This is a genomic window from Deinococcus metalli, assembly GCF_014201805.1.
In the GTDB taxonomy this organism is placed as follows: Bacteria; Deinococcota; Deinococci; order Deinococcales; family Deinococcaceae; genus Deinococcus; species Deinococcus metalli.
Genome location: NZ_JACHFK010000002.1, coordinates 346,576 through 364,153 on the forward strand (window position 1 = coordinate 346,576; position 17,578 = coordinate 364,153).

Sequence of the window (17,578 nt, forward strand, 5' to 3'; positions counted from 1 at the left end):
GTGGCCGGTGCTCAGTGGATGTCGATGCCCTGTTCCTTGCGGTAGGCCATCATGGCATCCCAGCTCGTGGCAACCTCGGGCCGCTGCGCGGTCAGCTGATCCCACGTGATGCTCTCGCGCCCCGACGGCACGCTGACCATCTCGATACAGCCGTCCACCGGACAGACGTTCGCACACAGCGCGCACCCGACGCAATCCGGCTCGCGCACGACCGGCTGCGGCCGGGTGTCCGCGACCTGCCTGCCGTTCGCGCGGACGTCGAAGCCGGGGTTCACGCGCACGCCGCCGTCGGCAACAAGGTCGATGCACTGGTGCGCGGTGTCGTTGCACGCCACGTAACACAGGTTGCACTGGATGCACTTGTCCGGGTCGATGCGGGCGACCGCCTGGTAGCTCAGATCGAGTTCCCCGAAGGTGCTCGTCTGCGGCAGCGCCCTGCCGGCGACGTCGTAGATGGTGGCGAAGCCCTTGTCGTCCATCCAGTTGCTCAGGCCGTCGATCATGTCCTCGACGATGCGGTAGCCGTAGTGCATGGCGGCGGTGCACACCTGCAGCGAGGTCGCGCCCAGCAGCAGGAATTCCGCCGCATCGCGCCACGTCACGATGCCGCCCATGCCGCTGATCGGCACGCCGCTGGCGCGCACCCGCGCGTCCGTCATCAGCTCGGCGAGCATGTTCAGCGCGATGGGCTTGACCGCCGGGCCGGCATAGCCGCCGTGCGTGCCACGCCCGCCGATGTTCGGCGTGATTCTCAGCGTGTCCAGATCGATCTTCATGACCGAGTTGATGGTGTTGATGAGGCTCAGGGCCGTCGCGCCGCCCGCCAGCGCGGCGTGTGCGGGTTCGGTGATGTGCGTGATGTTCGGCGTGAGCTTCACGATCACCGGCAGCCGCGTGATGGACGTGACCCACTGCGTGTTCAGCTCGCACATCTCCGGCACCTGCCCGACGGCCGCGCCCATGCCGCGCTCGCTCATGCCCTGCGGGCAGCCGTAGTTCAGCTCGATGCCGTCGGCGCCGGTGTCCTCGATCTTCATCACGATGTCGCGCCACGCCTGCGGATCGGCGTCCACCATCGCGGAGACGATCACGGCGCGGTCCGGCCACATCCGCTTGACCTCCGCGATCTCGCGCAGGTTCACGTCCAGCGGGCGGTCACTGATCAGCTCGACGTTGTTGATGGCGAGCAGGCGCTGCCCGGCGATGCTGAGGCCGCCGTAGCGGTTGGAGATGTTCAGCACCGGCGCGCCGATGGTCTTCCACACCGCGCCGCCCCAGCCGTACTCGAAGGCGCGGTGGATCTGGTGCCCGCTGTTGGTGGGCGGCGCGGACGCCAGCCAGAAGGGGTTGGGCGCGCGGATGCCCGCGAAGTCGATGCTCAGGTCAGCCATGCGCGGCCTCCTTGGGTGCCGAGAGCTGCTCGTGGATGGCGGCGGCGGCGTACTTGCCGTCCTGCACGGCCATGACCGTGCTGGCGGTGCCGCGTGCCCGCACGCAGTCGCCGCCGGCGTACACGCGCGGAATGCTGGTCCGCATGCCGCCGTCCACGGCGATGTACCCGTGATCCAGTTCCAGGCCCAGCGCGACCGCCAGCGCGGGCTTCTCCTGCCCGATGGCCTTGATGACCTGATCGCAGGGAATCACGAACTCACTGCCGGGCAGTGGCCGGGGGCTGGGCCGGCCCGACGCGTCCGGCACGCCCAGCACCATCCGCACGCACTCCAGCCCGGTCACGGTGTCCCCCTCGGTCACGACGCGCACCGGCTGGGTCAGGAACTGGTAATTGATGCCCTCGTGCAGCGCGAACTCGTACTCGTGGCGGTACGCGGTCATCTCGGCTTCCGTGCGGCGGTAGACCATCGTGACGTCGGCGCCGTGCCGCCGGGCAATCGTCGCCGCGTCGATGGCGGTGTTGCCCGCACCGATCACCGCGACGCGCCGGCCCACCTGCAGCGCGTCCGGGCTCACCTTGCTGTCCTCGATGAGTTGCAGGCCGTCGAGCACGTACTCCTCGCCGGGCATGCCCATGGCGGGCACCGCGCCCAGGCCCACTGCCAGCACCACGGCGTCGTATTCGGCCAGCAGCACGTCGAGGTCGGCCGCGCCGACGAGTTCGCGCTGGGTCTGCACGTCCACGCCCAGTGCCCTGACCGCCTCGACCTCGCGCAGCGAGACCTCAACGGGTTCGCGCAGCACGATGATGCCGTATGTGGAGAGCCCGCCGCCCAGCTCGCGTTTTTCCAGCAGCGTGACCGCGTGGCCCAGCTTGGCGAGTTCGGCGGCGGCGCTCAGACCGGCCGGCCCGGAGCCGACCACGGCCACCCGGCGCCCGGTCGCGGGGCCGGGCTGGAACAGCTGAACGCCGCGCTCCTGTACGTGGTCGACCGCGTAGCGTTGCAGGCGGCCGATCGCAATGGGCTTGTCCTCGGCGTTCAGCACGCACGCGCCCTCGCACAGTTCCTGCACGGGGCACACCCGCGCGCAGGTGCCGCCCAGGAAGTTCGCCTCCAGGATGGTGCGGGCGCTGCCGCGCAGGTTCCCGGTGCTGATCTTGCGGATGAACGTCGGGATGTCGATGTGCGTGGGGCACGCCTGGAGGCACGGCGCGTCGAAGCAGTACAGGCAGCGGTTCGCCTCGACCGTCGCCTCGTGCGGGGTGAGCGGCATGTACGTCTCCGCGAAGAGGTTCGCGTCGGGCACGGGGGTGTTCGGCGGGACGTGGGCGGTCGCATCGGTCATCAGGAACCTCCGGGGCGTGGTGGGCCTCCCGGCGCCGCCGGCCGGGGCGGAGCGGGAAGCGGTTCAGACCCTCTCAGGAGACGATTAACCGCGTATTGGGCGCATGCTAGGGCGTGAATAAAGAGAAAGTCAACGCCAAATTCACGTCCAGCCCAGATGACGGGAAAGCCACGTTCTGGTCGGTAAAAACAACAATCGTTCGGGCGAATGATCGCAGCGCGAAAATATGCAACCTGTGCATAAACAAGGACGTTCCGACACCTCGGCGGAACAGGACAGCGCGGACTGGTGCCCCCATGGTACCAGTCCGCGCTGTGCCCGTGGTCAGCGGCTCTGTGTGTCGGCGGCGTCGCGCAGGGCGTCGCCCATGAAGTTGAAGGCCAGCACCGAGATCACGATCAGGACGCCGGGCAGCAGCAGCCACGGGTACAGGCTCAGGGTCTCGAAGTTCTGCGCGTCCTTCAGCAGCAGCCCCCACGACGTCATGGGCTCCTTGATGCCCAGGCCCAGAAAGCTCAGGGCGCTCTCGCCCAGGATGTAGCCGGGCAGCGCCAGGGTCGCCGTGACGATCAGGAACGAGCTCAGGTTCGGCATGATGTGCCGCAGGATCACGCGCAGGTCGCTGGCGCCCAGGCCGCGCGCCGCCTGCACGTAGTCCACGTTCCGCGCCGAGATGACCTGCCCGCGCACCACCCGCGCCAGCCCCGCCCAGCCGATCAGCGCGAGCACCGCCACGATGCCCAGATACACCCACGTCGAGGGCCAACGCGCCGGGATGATCGTCGAGAGCGCCAGCAGGATCGGCAGGCGCGGGAACGACAGCAGGATCTCCACCAGCCGCTGGATGACGTTGTCCACCCAGCCGCCGAAGTACCCGCTGACCCCGCCCAGCACGATGCCGATGGCGAAGGAGATCAGCACGCCGATCACGCCGACCGTCAGGCTGACCTGCGCGCCCACCAGCATGCGCGACAGCAGGTCGCGGCCGAACTTGTCGGTGCCCAGCGGGAAGTAGAAGCCCTCCTTCACGCCGAACAGGTGCCACTGGCTGTGGAAGACGCCCAGCAGCGAGTAGCGCGATTCGGTGGGGTCGTCGCCGCGCACGAAGAACAGGATCGGGATGGGGCGCGAGGTGTCCGGCGCGAAGGTGGCCTTGAAAGTCACGGGATCGCGGGATTTTTTGAAGCCGTACACGAAGGGCCGCATCAGCTTGCCCTGGTGCACCACGTGCACCGCCTGCGGCCGCTGGTACGGGTTGTCCTGGTGCTGCGCGGTGATCGAGTATGGCGAGAGGAACCCGGAGAAGATGGCGATCACGTACAGCGCGACCAGCACCCAGAAGCTCAGCACACCGACCTTGTTGCGCCGGAAGCGCCGCAGGGCCAGGCTCAGCGGCGTCTGGCGGACCTCGGCGGTCGGCGCGGTGGGGGAGAGGGTGGCGGTCACTCGAACCTCACGCGTGGGTCGGACCACGCCAGCGCGAGGTCCGCGAGCAGGTTCCCGAGCAGCAGCAGCGCGGCGCTCAACAGCAGCAGCGTCATGGCGACGTACTGGTCCTTGTTCAACAGCGAGTCGTACAGGAACGGCCCGATGGTGGGCAGGTTCAGCACGATGCTGGCGATGATCGTCCCGGAGATCAGGCTGGGCAGGCTCAGGCCCGCGAGACTGATGAGGGGATTGATCGCGTTGCGCACCGCGTGCCGCCACAGCACCGTGCGCTCGTCCAGGCCCTTGGAGCGCGCGGTCCGGACGTAGTCCTGGTTGATGACGTCCAGCGTGCTGGCGCGCATCTGGCGCATCAGGCCCGCCACGCCCTCCAGCCCGATGGCGATCATGGGAATCCACAGGTGGTTGAGCAGGTCGAGCACGCGCGCCGGGCTCCACGGCGCGTCGATGAACTTCGGGCTGAACAGGCCGCCCACGTTCGTGCCGCCGAAGTGCAGCACCAGCGCGATCAGCAGCAGCGCCACCAGAAAGTCCGGCGTGGCGAGGCTGACATAGCCCAGGAAGTTGGCGAAGGTGGACGCCGGGCCATAGCGGTTGATGGCGGTGTAGATGCCCAGCGGAATGGCAATTACCCAGCTCACGATCAGCGTGAGCACCGCCAGGAACACGGTCCAGCCGAGCCGTTCCCAGATCAGCGAGCTGACCGGGCGGCCGTTGGCGAACGAGAAGCCGAAGTCGCCGTGCAGCACGATGCCCTTGATCCACGTCAGGTACTGCACCCACGCGGGCTGGTCCAGGCCGAGCTGCTTGGTGATGGCGGCGACCGTTTCCTTGGTCACGCGCGGATCTTCGAGGTACTGGTCGAGAAAGGAGCCGGGCTGGAGGTTGATCACCACGAAGCACACGGCGCTGATCAGCAGCAGCGTGGGGATCATGCCCAGCACGCGGCGCAGGGCGTAGGTCAGCATGGACGGGAACTCAGGGGCACGGTGGACACTCCGGGGAACGAAAGAGGGCGTGGTGAGACGCCGGGGGCGGGCCTCACCACGCTCCCCTGGCGACTTACTTCTGGTAGATGAGCGGAACGGGGTTGTAGCCGGGAATCACGCCGAGGTTGTACACGTAGTTCCCGAACTTGTTGCTGACCGCGCCGATGTTCTCGGGCTTGGCGATGGGCGTGACCGGCAGGTTCTGCGCGAACAGCAGCTGCCAGCGGGTGTACAGCGCCTTGCGCTCGCTGGCGCTGGGCGTAACGGCCGCCTTCTCGAAGATCGAGTAGATCTCCTTTTCCCACGGGGCCATCTTGGCGACGTTCGGGGTCTCGCCGTCCTTGGCGGGCTGCAGCGAGCGGTGCCAGTAGTACAGGCTGCCGCCGGGCTCCCAGATGGGGCGGCGCAGTTCCGGGTCCGGCTGGTCGCCGAAGGCGTGCAGGATCATGTCGTAGTCGCCGGCCAGACCGGTCGAGAGCAGCTTGCTGCTGAGAATTCCGCGCAGGTTGACCTTCACGCCGACCTTGGCGAAGTCGCTCTGGAGGATGGTCGCGATGGGCGGGTACACCGCCGAGTCCGTGCCGTACGTCAGGTCGAACTCCAGCGGCTTGCCGTTCGGCAGCAGTCGCACGCCCGCGCTGTTCTTCTTGTTCAGGCCCATGGCGTCCAGCGCCGCGCCCGCGGCGGCCAGGTCGAAGCTGCCGAGCTGGCGGGTGGTGTTCACGTAGAACGCCTTGTTGGCTGGGGCAACGCCGTGGCCGGGCAGGCTCGCCAGGCCGTTGTACACCGTGTCGATCACGCGCTCACGGTTCACGGCAGACTGCATGGCCTTGCGGAAGCGCACGTCGCTGAACACCTTGGCGAGCGCCGCGTCCTTGTCGTCGAAGTTGTAGGCCACGAAGGGCGGGCTGCCGAACAGCGCCGTGAAGCGGTTGACCTTGAACGCGCCGCCGGCGAGTTCCTTCTGCTTGAGGTCCGGGAACTGCGCGCCGCTGGAGTTCAGCTGGTCGAGGTTGCCCGCCAGGAACTGCGCGAGCTGCGCCTGCGGATCGCGGATGATCAGGAAGTCCACCCGGTCGAGGTACGGCAGCTTCTGGCCCTTGCCGTCCACCTTCCAGTAGTTCGGGTTGCGCACCAGCGAGACCTTCTGCCCGGACGTGTACGAGTCGAGCTTGAAGGGACCGGTGCCGACGACCTCGCTGGGCGCCACGTTGGTGGGCCACGCGCCGTTGATGTCGGCGGCCTTGGCGCCCCCGTCGATGGAGAACTTGACCAGCTTGTGCTGCGGCAGGATGAAGTAGCGCTGCTGCAGGAGGAAGGCCGGCGCGGGGCGCGGCAGCGTGAAGCGCACGGTGTAGTCGTCTACCTTGGTGAACGTCACGTCCTGCCCGCCGAGCTTGAAGTTCCCGGCGTCGCCGGCGCGGGTCTCGGGGTTGGCGATCAGGTTCTTGTACGTGAAGATCACGTCGTCGGCGTTGAAGGTCTGGCCGTCGCTCCACTTCACGCCCTGACGCAGCTTGAAGGTGTAGACCTTGCCGTCGGGGCTGATGGTCCAGCTCTCGGCCAGGGCGGGCTCGATCTTGTACGTGGCGAGGTTGAACTCGACTAGGCCGTCGAACAGCTGCTGCGAGATCAGGCCCAGGTTGTTGTCGATGGCGCCGTAGTAGTTCAGGCTCTGTGGGCTGTCCCCCAGGCTCAGGGTGTAGGTGCCGCCGGACTTGCCGTCGGTGACGCCCAGGCTGCTGTAGCCGGTGACTTTTTTCGGCGCGGCCGAGGCGCCGCCGATCAGGGCGAGCGTGACGAGGGCGGCAGCCAGGTGGGGCGTGCGGGTACGGTGTGACATGAAAACCTCCGGGTGCGGGGAGTATGGCATGATGATGTTCCACCCACACTAATACCACTCTTCGTCCACTTGCAAGTCTTCCGGATCGTGGTCTGAAAGTGGTATCGTCTTGAGGATGCCCATGACCGACCACTGGTCCCTCCCCATCGACGCGGAGAGCGCCACGCCCGTGTACGTGCAGGTCGCGCAGCAGCTGCAACGCCGTATCGAGAGCGGCGAGCTGCGGCGCGGCAGCGCCCTGCCCGCCGAGCGCGACTTCGCTGCCCAGCTCGGCATCTCGCGGGTCACGGTCCGTCAGGCGCTGGCGCTGCTTGAAAAACAGGGCCTGCTGCTGCGCAAACACGGCAGCGGCACCTTCGTCACGCCCCCCGCCCGCCCCGGCGAGATGCCCAGCCGCCCGCTGGGTTTGCTCTCCTCCTTCTCCGAGGACGTCCGCTCGCGCGGGCAGCGGCCCGGCGCCCGCGTGCTCGCCTTCGAACGCGGCCGGCCCACCGCGCACGAGGCCCTGAGCCTGGCGCTGTCGCCCACCGAGTCCGTGTACCGCGTGCGGCGCCTGCGCACCGCGAACGACGAGCCCCTCGCCATCGAGGAAAGCACCCTGCCGGCCACCATGGTCGGCGTGCTCACCGCAGCGGACGTCACGGACACCAGCCTGTACGCCCTGCTGCGCCGCCGCAACCTCGAACCCAGCCGCGGCATCCGGCACCTGCGCGCGGTGAACGCGGACCTCACGCTGGCCGCGCAGCTGAACGTGCCGGTCGGCGCGGCGCTGCTGGCCACCGAGCGCGTGTCGTGGACCGCCGAGGGCCTGCCCATCGAGTACGCCCGCGCGCAGTACCGCGGCGACCGCTTCGACTTCGTGATGGAACTCCACGGGGACAATGACACCTGATGCCCACCGCGCCGCGACCGCCCGCGCCACACGCTCCGACCCTCGCCCGTCCCCAGGGGGCACCATGACCGCCGACCCGCGCCGCACCGAGGCCGTCCATCCGGCCCACGCCGACCTCGACCGGCTGGACCTGCGCGCGCTGGTGGACGCCTTCGTGGACGACCAGCAGGACGCCGTGCGCGCCGTGCAGGCGGCGGCGCCGGCCCTGACGGGCGCGGTGGGGGCCGCGCTGCCCCGACTGCGCGCCGGGGGCCGGCTGGTGTACGCCGGCGCGGGCACCAGCGGCCGCCTGGGCGTGCTGGACGCCACCGAACTCACGCCCACCTTCTCGTGGCCGCCCGAGCGCGCCGTGCCGCTGATCGCGGGCGGCGAGGGCGCCATCCGCCACGCCGTCGAGGGCGCCGAGGACAGCGTGCAGGCCGGTCAGGACGACGTCCGGGCCGCCGGCGTGGGCCGTGACGACGTGCTGCTCGCGCTGGCGGCCAGCGGCACCACCCCGTACGTGCTGGGCGCGATCCACGCCGCCCGCGCGGCCGGGGCGCTCACGGTGGGCATCGCCAACAACCCCGACACGCCGCTGCTCGCGGCAGTGGACTGCCCGGTGCTGCTCGACACCGGCCCGGAGGTGATCTCCGGCAGCACCCGTCTGAAGGCCGGCACGGCGCAGAAGATCGCGCTGAACACCCTGTCCAGCGCCCTGATGGTGCAGCTCGGCAAGGTGTACGGCAACCTGATGGTCGACATGCGCGCCAGCAACGAGAAGCTCCAGGGCCGCGCCCTGCGGCTGGTCGTGCACGCGACCGGCGCGGACGAGGCCGCCGCCCGCACTGCCCTGGCGCAGGCCGACGGCCACGTGAAGACTGCGGTCGTGATGCTGCTGCTGGGCGTGGACGCTTCCCACGCAGAGGCCCGGCTGCGCGCCGCCGGCGGTCAGGCCCGCGCGGCCCTGGAGCGGCCGTGATTCCGCAGAGCACCCGCGCCGTGCTGGACGCCGCGCTCGCCGCCGGCCTGCCCGGCGCGGCGCTGGGGGTCGTGGACGCCTCGGGGCAGCGAGACACCGTAGTGCTCGGTCTCGCGCAGCGGGAGCCCACTGCCGAGCCGCTGGGTGCCGATCATTTCTTCGACCTGGCCAGCCTCACCAAGCCGCTGTTCACCGCGCGCGAGGTGCTGCGCGCCGTGGCGGACGGCCTGCTCGACCTCGACGACGAGCTGGGCCACTTCCTGCCGGAACTCGCGTGGATGCAGGACACGCCGCTGCGGTCGCGCACGCTGCGCCAGCTGCTCACGCACACCGCCGGCCTGCCGGCGTGGGCGCCGGTGTACACCTGGGGCGACGCCGCGACCATCCGCGCCCGCATCATTCAGGAAGCGTGGCCCATGCAGGAGCCCGGCGAGGTCGTGTACTCGGACCTGGGGTACATGCTGCTGGGCCGCGTGCTGGAACGCGTGCACGGCCGCCCGCTGCGCGACTTTGCGCTGGACGACGGCCTGACCTTCGCGCCGGACCCCGCCCTATCCGTCGCCACCGAGCGCTGCGCGTGGCGTGAGCGCATGCTGCGCGGCGAGGTCCATGACGAGAACGCCGGCTCGCTCGGCGGCGTGTCCGGCCACGCGGGCCTGTTCGGCACGCTGGCGGGCGTCCTGCGTCACGCCGAACTGATCCTGCGCGGCGGCTGGCTGCCCCCCGCCGCGCAGGACGCCGCCCTGCGCCCCGCCGCGCCCGGCCGCACCCTGACCTTCGTGCAGATGCAGCCCGGCTGGAGCGGCGGCAGCCTCGCTGGCCCGAACGCCGTGGGGCACACCGGCTTCACCGGCACCGGCGTGTGGGTGGACCACGCGCGCGGCCTGGGCTGGGCGCTGCTCACCAACCGGGTGCACCCCACCCGGCACTCGGGCTTCGACATCCAGGGCCTGCGCCGCGCGGTCGGCAACACCCTGCTCGCCGCGCAGCACTAAGGGCTCTACCGGCCGAACAGGTCGGTCATCGGCGCAGCCGTCGCGGCGCCGCGCAGGGGAGGCAGGCCCCACGCGTCCTGCAGCGTGCGCAGCAGCGAGTAGTGCGTGTACGGTGTGCGCGACGTCACCCCGCGCGGCCCGGTTCGCGTCACGACCACCGTGGCGATCCGGCCGCCGCCGCCCACGTCGTCCTCGCCCTCGTCGAAGGTGATCACCAGGGCCGAGCGGCCCGTCCACGCCGGCGACGCCAGGATCGCGTCCGTCCAGGTCTTCAGGAAGGCGTCGGCGGCGCGGTTCAGGGCGCGGCCCGGCGGGCAGTGTGGCGCCCCGTGCAGGTCGTGGCACACGTCCGGAACGATCAGGGTGTAGGCCGGGACGCGGCCCGCTTTCAGGTCCGCGGCCAGCGTCTCCAGGCCCAGAACCTTCGCCCGCCGCGCCGGGTCCGCGGCGATCTCCGCGAACAGCATGAAGGGGTTGTGCTTCTTGCCGTAGTCGCCGGCTGCCCCGCCGTCCCAGCCGGGGCGCGGCAGGCCCTGGAAGTAGCCCCGCCAGTCCCGCCCGGCGTGTTCCAGCTGCAGGGGCAGGGTATCGCCCCGGAAGCGCTGGCGGGTGTCGTCGCTGGCGCTGCCGAAGGTGCTGCCGCTGATCATGGCGACATAGTTGGGCAGGCTGGGGTGCGCCACGCCGGTGTACGCGGCCGCCAGTCCATAGGTGCGCGCCAGGGTAGTCAGGGTGGGCAATTCCGGGTTGCCGATGGCCTGTGCATACGCGGTGTTTTCCAGCACGATCACGAACACGTGGTCGAAGGGCGTGGGTGCCGGAGCCCGGGCGCCCGTCAGGGCCGTCACGCCCAGCGTGGCCGTCAGCAGCAGCCGCTTCAGGACAGGGGAGGACCGCACGCCGCGTGGCCGGTGACCGGAGCGGTCCGGAACTGGGTGGGGAGAAGCCGCCATGCCCGCAGGGTAGCCCCGCAGCGTCAGCCGGACGTGCCCGGACCGCTCCACCTGCGGCGGTTCGGGTCGGCCCCGCCGGGTAAGCTGCGGCGGAACGCCCGGCCCTCCGCCCCTGCCACCCCCTGGAGTCCGTATGGCCCGATCGCCGCTCACCCGCACCGTCATCCGCACCGTGGCCCTCGTCGTGACCCTCATGGGCGCGGCCTGCGCGCAGCCTGCCCCGACTGCCAGACCACGCTCGGCCCGGTCACGGGCAGCGCCGAGGCGGGCGTGAACGTGTTCCGCGGCCTGCCCTTCGCCGCGCCGCCGGTGGGGCCGCTGCGCTTCCGCCCGCCGCAACCGGCCGTGCCCTGGAGCGCGCCACGCGCCGCGACCGCCTTCGGGCCGGAGTGCGCGCACGTGGTGGTGGGCCTGTTCAGCGACGGTCAGGGAGGCACGGTCGACGGCCAGGAGGACTGCCTCTACCTGAATGTGTACGTACCGGCGGAGCCCGCCAGCGAGCCGCGTCCCGTGATGGTCTGGATTCACGGCGGAGCCTTCACGTCCGGCGCGGGCAGCCTGTACGACGCCTCGGTGTTCGCCCGCACGCACGGCGTGGTGGTCGTGACCACCAACTACCGTCTGGGCGCGCTGGGCTTCCTGGCCCTGGCGGACCTCAGCGCGGAGAGCGGCGGCACGTCCGGCAACGTCGGCCTGATGGACCAGCAGGCGGCACTGGGCTGGGTCAAGGCCAACATCCGGGCCTTCGGCGGCGACCCCGCGCGCGTCACCATCGCCGGAGAATCGGCCGGGGGCATGAGCGTGTGCGCCCACCTCGCGTCCCCCACCTCGGCCGGACTGTTCCAGGGAGCGATCATCCAGAGCGGTCTGTGCGCCAGTCCCGGCAACACGGTCACGGAACCCGAGGCCGAACGGCGTAACGTGGCATGGGCCGCCCGCGTGGGGTGCCGCACCGACGTGCTCGCGTGCCTGCGGGCCAGGGACGCGGCCACGCTCCTGAAGACGGCGGTGCCGGGGCTGCGGCCCCTCGCCAACCTCGTGTGGTCGCCGGTGTACGGCACCCCCACCCTGCCGCGCCCACTGCTCGACGCGTACCGCAGCGGGCAGTTCAACCGTGTGCCCGTGCTGGTCGGCACCAACCATGACGAGGGCCGCGTGTTCGTGGTGCTCGCGTCGCCCCGCGGCAACCCGATCTCGCTGCCGCTGTACTGGGGGGGTGCCGGCCTGCTGACCGGCGCGGGCAAGGTCTCCCAGGTCCTGAAGGCGTATCCCGGCCGCGCACCGGGGACGCCCGCCCTGGCCTTCGCCACGCTGTTCACCGACGCGGTGTTCTCGTGCCCCGCGGTGCAGGTGAGCACGGCGCTGTCGGCCCACGTTCCCGTGTACGCCTTCGAATTCAACGACCCGCAGGCTGTCACGACCCTGAAGGTGCCGCCCGGCCTGACGTCCCTCGGGGCATTTCACGGGTCCAGCCTCGTCTACGTGTTCCAGACCCGCCTGTCTGGCCTGGCCGATCCGGCCGCCTTCACGCCCGCGCAGCGCGCCCTGGCGAACGACTTCGGCAGTGCGTGGGCGGCCTTCGTGAAGACCGGCCGGCCGGCGTCACAGGCCGCCTGGCCGCCGTTCGATCCGGCCCTGGGCAACGTCGAGGTCTTCATGCCCGGCGGCGCCGCGCAGCGCACCGACGTCGCCACCGACCACCAGTGTGGTCTGTGGTCGTCCCTGGGGCTGAAGTGACAGTCCAGCACAGCGGCTCGGCCGGGTGCTGGGGATCGTGAACGCGGCCCGGGGCGTGTCGTTCGGCGCCGCCACGCTGGTGCTCAGCACCGGCACCGCCCGACTCGTGTACAGCAAGAAGGAGACTGCCATGGACATGACGACCCGCCTTCACACGCGCTGGCGACTTGTGGGGGACGTCACGGACCCCGCCCCCACCCTCGAGTTCGCCGAGGACGGCCACGTGAGTGGTGACACCGGCTGCAACCGCCTGAGCGGCCGGTACACCGTGGACAGTCCGGCGCTGACCTTCTCGCCGCTGGCGACCACCCGCCGCGCGTGCATCAGCGCGGACCTTCAGGCACAGGAGACGGCCTTCCTGGCGATGCTGGCCCGGGTACGCCGCTACGCCGTGAGCGGCGCGCAGCTCGTGCTGACGCTGGACGACGGCCGTACCTGCACCTTCGTCCGCTCCATGGACTGACGGTCGCTGAGGCCTGCTCCGGCCTGGAGCGGCTTGTGGACATCGCTTACAAAGTGAAGCGTCTCCCAAGCGGGCTGAGGACCACATTGAGGCGCCTTGGGCGTCGCTTCAGCCGTCGGGGGATTGGCCGCCCCACACTACTCCATCGCCACAGTCACTCGCGGACTGCGCCATGGGGGAACTGATGACCATTCGACGGGTCCTGCTGCTCGGAAACCACACGCCGCGGCAGTGCGGCATTGCCACCTTCACGGCGGATCTCGCCGACGCGCTCCTCACCGTCCATCCAGAACTTGAGGTCTTCATCGCCGCGATGGACGACGGGCACCACTACGCCTACCCGGAGCGGGTGGCGCTCACGATTCCCCAGCACGACCCGGACGCCTACATCCACGCGGCTCAGGCTATCAACGACCTGAACGTGGACGTGGTGTGTGTTCAGCACGAGTTCGGCATCTACGGTGGGTCGGCCGGCAGTTACCTGCTGACCCTGCTGCGCGCCCTGGAAGCGCCGATCATCACCACGCTGCACACCGTGCTGGAGACGTATTCGCCTGAGCAGCGGGCCGTGATCGAGGAGCTTGCGGCGCTGAGCGAGCGGCTGGTCGTGATGAGCACCCGTGCGCTGGACTTCCTGACCGCGCAGGGCATCCCGGCGGGCAAGGTGGACTTCATCCACCACGGCATGCCGCGACTGGCGTTCGACCGGGACGTCGAGAAGGCGAACCTGGGCCTGGCTGGCCACGAGGTCATCCTCACCTTCGGCCTGCTGTCGCCGAACAAGGGTCTGGAGACCGCGATCCGCGCGCTGCCCGGCGTGGTGCCGGGCCACCCGCACCTCACCTATCTGATCCTCGGCGCCACGCACCCGCACCTACGCGAGCGCGAGGGCGAGGCGTACCGCGAGGGGCTGGTGGAGTTGGCGGCGTCGCTGGGCGTGGCGGCCCACGTCCGTTTCGAGAACCGCTTCGCCACTCTCGACGAGCTGGGCCGCTATATCGCTGCGGCCGACATCTACCTCACGCCGTACCTCAACCGTGAGCAGATCACGTCCGGCACGCTCGCCTATGCCCTGGGCAACGGCAAGGCGGTGGTTAGCACGCCGTACTGGCACGCCGAGGAACTCCTCGCGGACGGCCGGGGCGTGCTCGTGCCGTTCCGGGACGCGGTCACGCTGGGTCAGGAGTTGCGCGACCTGCTCGATAAGCCGGCCCGCCGCGCCGAGCTGGAGGCCCGCGCCCGCGCCTACGGCGAGGGCATGACGTGGCCCGCCATCGGTGCGCAGTACCTCCAGGTCTTCGCGGAGACCGGCCGTGCCGTGATCCTGACCCAGCCGCAGCCCGCCCTGCCGGAGGTGACGCTGCGGCACGTGGCGGCGCTGTCGGACGGCACCGGCGTGTTCCAGCACGCGACCTTCACGCTGCCCAACCCGCACGAGGGCTACACCACCGACGACAACGCCCGCGCGCTGACCCTCGCCGCCGCGTGTCCGGACGACCCGCACGCGCCGCTGCTGGCCCGCCGCGCCCTGACCTTCCTGCACGGCGCGCTGGGCCCGGACGGGCACTTCCGCAATTTCATGTCGTACGACCGCCACTGGCTGGAAGCGCGCGGTGCCGAGAATGCCCAGGCGCGGGCCGTGAGGGCGCTGGTTACGGCGGCGCGCACCCTGACGGACCCGGGCCTGCGCGGCGCGGCGCGTGAACTCCTGATCCACGCATGGCCGGCGATTCAGTCCCTCGAGAGCCCGCGCGCCCAGGCGCTGGCGCTGATGGCCCTGGCCGAGCAGCACCACCACGCCGGCCCGCACGCCGAACGCGACGAGCTGGCGCACCGCTACGCCGCGAATCTCCGCCGCCTGCACGCCGAGCACGCCACGCCCGGCTGGCTGTGGTTCGAGCCGTACCTGAGCTACTCGAATGCCAAGCTGCCGCACGGCCTGCTCGCCTATGGGCGCGTGTATGGCCGGCCCGGCGACGTCGCCCTGGCGCTGGACGCGCTGCGCTGGCTGGAGGGCGTGCAGACCGGGCCGCACGGCAGTTTCTGGCCGGTCGGCAACGAGCGGGTGTACCGCCGGGGCGAGGCCCGGCCCCTGTGGGACGGTCAGCCCATCGAGGTGTACGCGACCGTCGCCGCCGACCTGGAGGCGTACGCGGCGACCGGAGACGAGTCGTGGCTGGACCTGGCCCGCCGCGCGGTGAACTGGCTGCTGGGCGTGAATCCGCTGCGCCAGCCGCTGCTGAATCCCGAGAGCGGCGGCTGCCGCGACGGCCTGCACCGCGACCGCGTGAACATGAACGAGGGCGCCGAGAGCACCCTGGCGCTGTGGCAGAGCGTCGCGGACCTGCGCGCGGTGCAGGCCACGCCCAGTGCCGGCACCCTGACTGGGGACTGAGATGCCGCTCCCGGCGGTCGTGGGCCACGCTTCCGGCGTGCGGCACCCGCTGGCCCGCCACCCGCACGAGGACCGCCCGCTGCGGATCGGGATGCTCGCGCCCATCGCGTGGCGGGTGCCGCCCCGGCACTACGGTCCGTGGGAACGCGTGGTGTCGCTGCTCACCGAGGGGCTGGTGGCGGCCGGCGCGGACGTGACGCTGTACGCCACCCAGGACGCGCTCACCTCCGCCCGCCTGAGTGCGGTGGTGCCCGCGCCGTACGAGGAGACGCCGGGCATGGACGTGAAGGTGTGGGAGGGCCTGCACCTCGCGCACGCCTTCGGGGACGCCGCGCGGGTGGACGTGCTGCACAACCACGCCGACTTCCTGCCGCTGATGTTCGCGTCTCTGGTGACCACGCCCACCATCACGACCATTCACGGCTTCTCGGGCGCGGCGATCCTGCCCGCGTACACGGCCTATGCTGACCGGCTGGCCTTCGTGAGCATCAGCGACGCTGACCGCTCGCCCGCGCTGCCCTACGTGGCGACGGTGTACCACGGCATCGACCTGGGCGAGTTCACGTACCGCGCCGCGCCCGACGACCCGCCCTACCTGGCGTTCCTGGGCCGCCTCCACCCGGACAAGGGCGCCGCCGACGCCATCCGTGTGGCCTGTGCGGCCGGGCTGCCGCTGAAACTCGCGGGCATCATCCACGACCGGGCGTACTTCGACCGCGAGATCGAGCCGCAGCTGGGCGGCGACATCACGTATCTGGGGTCCGTCGGCCCGCCGGAACGCGACCGGCTGCTGGGCGGCGCGGCGGCGCTGCTGCACCTGATCCACTTCGACGAACCCTTCGGCCTGTCGGTGCTGGAGGCGATGGCCTGCGGCACTCCGGTGATCGCGTATGGGAGGGGCAGTATGAGAGAACTGATCGATGATGGCGTGAGCGGCTTCGTCGTGCCGGACGAGGCCGCTGCGGTGATCGCCGTTCACGCGCTGGACGGTCTCGACCGCGCCGCCGTGCGCGCCCGGGCCGAGACCTTCAGCGTGGCCCGGATGGTGGACGGTTACCTGCGGGTGTACCGGCAGCTCATTCTTGGCAGGGTTTCGTCATGACGCGCGGAGTAGCGTTGGGCATGTCACTTCCAGGGCGCAAACGCTCGCCGGTGCTGTTCCGCCGCGTCGACGACAACCCCATCCTGACCGCGGCCCAGTGGCCGTACCCGGCCAACTCGGTGTTCAACGCCGGCGCCACCCGCCTGCGCGACGGCACCACGCTGCTGCTGTGCCGCGTCGAGGACTTCCGAGGCCTGTCGCACCTCACGGCCGCCCGCTCGCGCGACGGCGTGAGCGCGTGGCGAATCGACCCCGAGCCCACCCTGGCCCCCCACCCGGATCACCCGGAGGAGGAGTGGGGCGTCGAGGATCCGCGGATCACGTACCTGCCGGATCAGGACTGTTACGCCGTGCTGTACACCGCGTACTGCCACAACGGCCCCGGCGTGGCCCTCGCGCTGACCGACGACTTCGTGACCTTCGAGCGGCGCGGCATCATCTTCCCCCCGGAGGACAAGGACGCCGCGCTGTATCCCCGGAAGTTCGGCGACCACTGGGCGGCCATCCACCGCCCGGTCACCAGCACCAGCGCGAACATGAACCTGTCGTTCAGCGCCAACCTCTACCACTTCGGCAACACCCGCACGGTGCTGGAAGCGCGGCGCGGCGCGTGGTGGGACGCCAACAAGGTGGGCCTGTCCGCGCCGCCCATCGAGACCGAGGAGGGCTGGCTGGTGATCTACCACGGCGTGAAACGGACCGGCAGCGGCGTGCTGTACCGCAACGGTCTGGCGCTGTTCGACCTGGACCACCCCGAACGCCTGATCCGCCGCGGCGATCCGTGGTGCTTCGGGCCGCGTGACCTGGCCGAGCGGGTCGGGGACGTGGACAACGTCGTCTTCCCCTGCGGCACCACCCTCCAGGATGACGGCGACACCCTGCACGTCTACTACGGGCAGGCGGACACCAGCATCGGCCTGGCGACCGCCAGCGTGCGGCAACTGCTGGGCTGGCTGCGCGAGAACTCCACCATGACGCCCGATCCCATCCGCGCCGAGGCGCAGCCCGCCGACGACTGACCCCCTCACCACCTGTGCTGCCCTGCACCACCGTGCGGGCAGCA

General features: G+C 70.6%; 14 protein-coding genes. 8 read left to right on the forward strand and 6 right to left on the reverse strand.

Annotated features, from left to right (window positions below; all coding sequences use genetic code 11):
* Positions 1–11 precede the first annotated feature (11 nt).
* The 5 genes from preA to HNQ07_RS06725 form a co-directional block, all read right to left on the reverse strand.
* Positions 12–1,391, reverse strand: coding sequence for an NAD-dependent dihydropyrimidine dehydrogenase subunit PreA (gene preA, locus HNQ07_RS06705; protein ID WP_184110154.1), 1,380 nt, complete (start codon positions 1,389–1,391; stop codon positions 12–14).
* The gene (locus tag HNQ07_RS06710; RefSeq protein ID WP_184110155.1) at positions 1,384–2,739 is read right to left on the reverse strand and encodes an NAD(P)-dependent oxidoreductase; all 1,356 of its coding nucleotides are present in this window, start codon (positions 2,737–2,739) and stop codon (positions 1,384–1,386) included. The genes preA and HNQ07_RS06710 overlap by 8 nt, the downstream gene beginning before the upstream one ends.
* A 324-nt stretch (positions 2,740–3,063) precedes the next feature.
* Positions 3,064–4,185 (reverse strand): ABC transporter permease, encoded by a 1,122-nt coding sequence (locus HNQ07_RS06715; RefSeq protein WP_184110156.1) that lies wholly within the window; start codon positions 4,183–4,185, stop codon positions 3,064–3,066.
* Positions 4,182–5,153 (reverse strand): ABC transporter permease, encoded by a 972-nt coding sequence (locus tag HNQ07_RS06720; protein ID WP_184110157.1) that lies wholly within the window; start codon positions 5,151–5,153, stop codon positions 4,182–4,184. The genes HNQ07_RS06715 and HNQ07_RS06720 overlap by 4 nt, the downstream gene beginning before the upstream one ends.
* 94 nt (positions 5,154–5,247) lie before the next feature.
* A complete protein-coding gene (locus tag HNQ07_RS06725) occupies positions 5,248–7,017 on the reverse strand; it encodes an ABC transporter substrate-binding protein (protein ID WP_184110158.1) in 1,770 nt (589 codons plus the stop codon).
* A gap of 121 nt (positions 7,018–7,138) precedes the next feature.
* Here HNQ07_RS06725 and HNQ07_RS06730 point away from each other — a divergent pair, with 121 nt between their 5' ends.
* The 3 genes from HNQ07_RS06730 to HNQ07_RS06740 all read left to right on the forward strand — a co-directional run bounded on the left by HNQ07_RS06730 (position 7,139) and on the right by HNQ07_RS06740 (position 9,865).
* Positions 7,139–7,909 carry a GntR family transcriptional regulator gene (locus HNQ07_RS06730; RefSeq protein WP_184110159.1) on the forward strand — a complete coding sequence of 257 codons (771 nt, stop codon included), beginning with the start codon at positions 7,139–7,141 and terminating at the stop codon, positions 7,907–7,909.
* Positions 7,910–7,973: 64 nt separating this feature from the next.
* Positions 7,974–8,870 carry an N-acetylmuramic acid 6-phosphate etherase gene (gene murQ / locus HNQ07_RS06735; protein ID WP_184110160.1) on the forward strand — a complete coding sequence of 299 codons (897 nt, stop codon included), beginning with the start codon at positions 7,974–7,976 and terminating at the stop codon, positions 8,868–8,870.
* Positions 8,867–9,865 carry a serine hydrolase domain-containing protein gene (locus HNQ07_RS06740; RefSeq protein WP_184110161.1) on the forward strand — a complete coding sequence of 333 codons (999 nt, stop codon included), beginning with the start codon at positions 8,867–8,869 and terminating at the stop codon, positions 9,863–9,865. Before murQ ends, HNQ07_RS06740 begins: the two co-directional genes overlap by 4 nt.
* A 5-nt stretch (positions 9,866–9,870) precedes the next feature.
* On the opposite strand, the gene HNQ07_RS06745 is transcribed toward HNQ07_RS06740, so the two are convergent.
* Positions 9,871–10,818, reverse strand: coding sequence for an alkaline phosphatase family protein (locus HNQ07_RS06745; RefSeq protein ID WP_184110162.1), 948 nt, complete (start codon positions 10,816–10,818; stop codon positions 9,871–9,873).
* Positions 10,819–10,851: 33 nt separating this feature from the next.
* Between HNQ07_RS06745 and HNQ07_RS06750 the strand changes: the two genes are divergently transcribed.
* From HNQ07_RS06750 to HNQ07_RS06770, 5 genes are all read left to right on the forward strand, one after another.
* Positions 10,852–12,555, forward strand: a complete 1,704-nt coding sequence (locus HNQ07_RS06750; RefSeq protein WP_184110163.1) for a carboxylesterase/lipase family protein — start codon at positions 10,852–10,854, stop codon at positions 12,553–12,555.
* A 37-nt stretch (positions 12,556–12,592) separates the two neighbouring features.
* The gene (locus HNQ07_RS06755; RefSeq protein ID WP_221274816.1) at positions 12,593–13,018 is read left to right on the forward strand and encodes an META domain-containing protein; all 426 of its coding nucleotides are present in this window, start codon (positions 12,593–12,595) and stop codon (positions 13,016–13,018) included.
* Between the two features lie 184 nt (positions 13,019–13,202).
* Positions 13,203–15,413, forward strand: a complete 2,211-nt coding sequence (locus HNQ07_RS06760) for a glycosyltransferase family 4 protein (RefSeq protein WP_184110164.1) — start codon at positions 13,203–13,205, stop codon at positions 15,411–15,413.
* Positions 15,414–15,450: 37 nt separating this feature from the next.
* Positions 15,451–16,515 (forward strand): glycosyltransferase family 4 protein, encoded by a 1,065-nt coding sequence (locus HNQ07_RS06765; protein ID WP_221274817.1) that lies wholly within the window; start codon positions 15,451–15,453, stop codon positions 16,513–16,515.
* A 20-nt stretch (positions 16,516–16,535) separates the two neighbouring features.
* Positions 16,536–17,534, forward strand: coding sequence for a glycoside hydrolase family 130 protein (locus HNQ07_RS06770; protein WP_184110165.1), 999 nt, complete (start codon positions 16,536–16,538; stop codon positions 17,532–17,534).
* Positions 17,535–17,578: the final 44 nt, after the last annotated feature.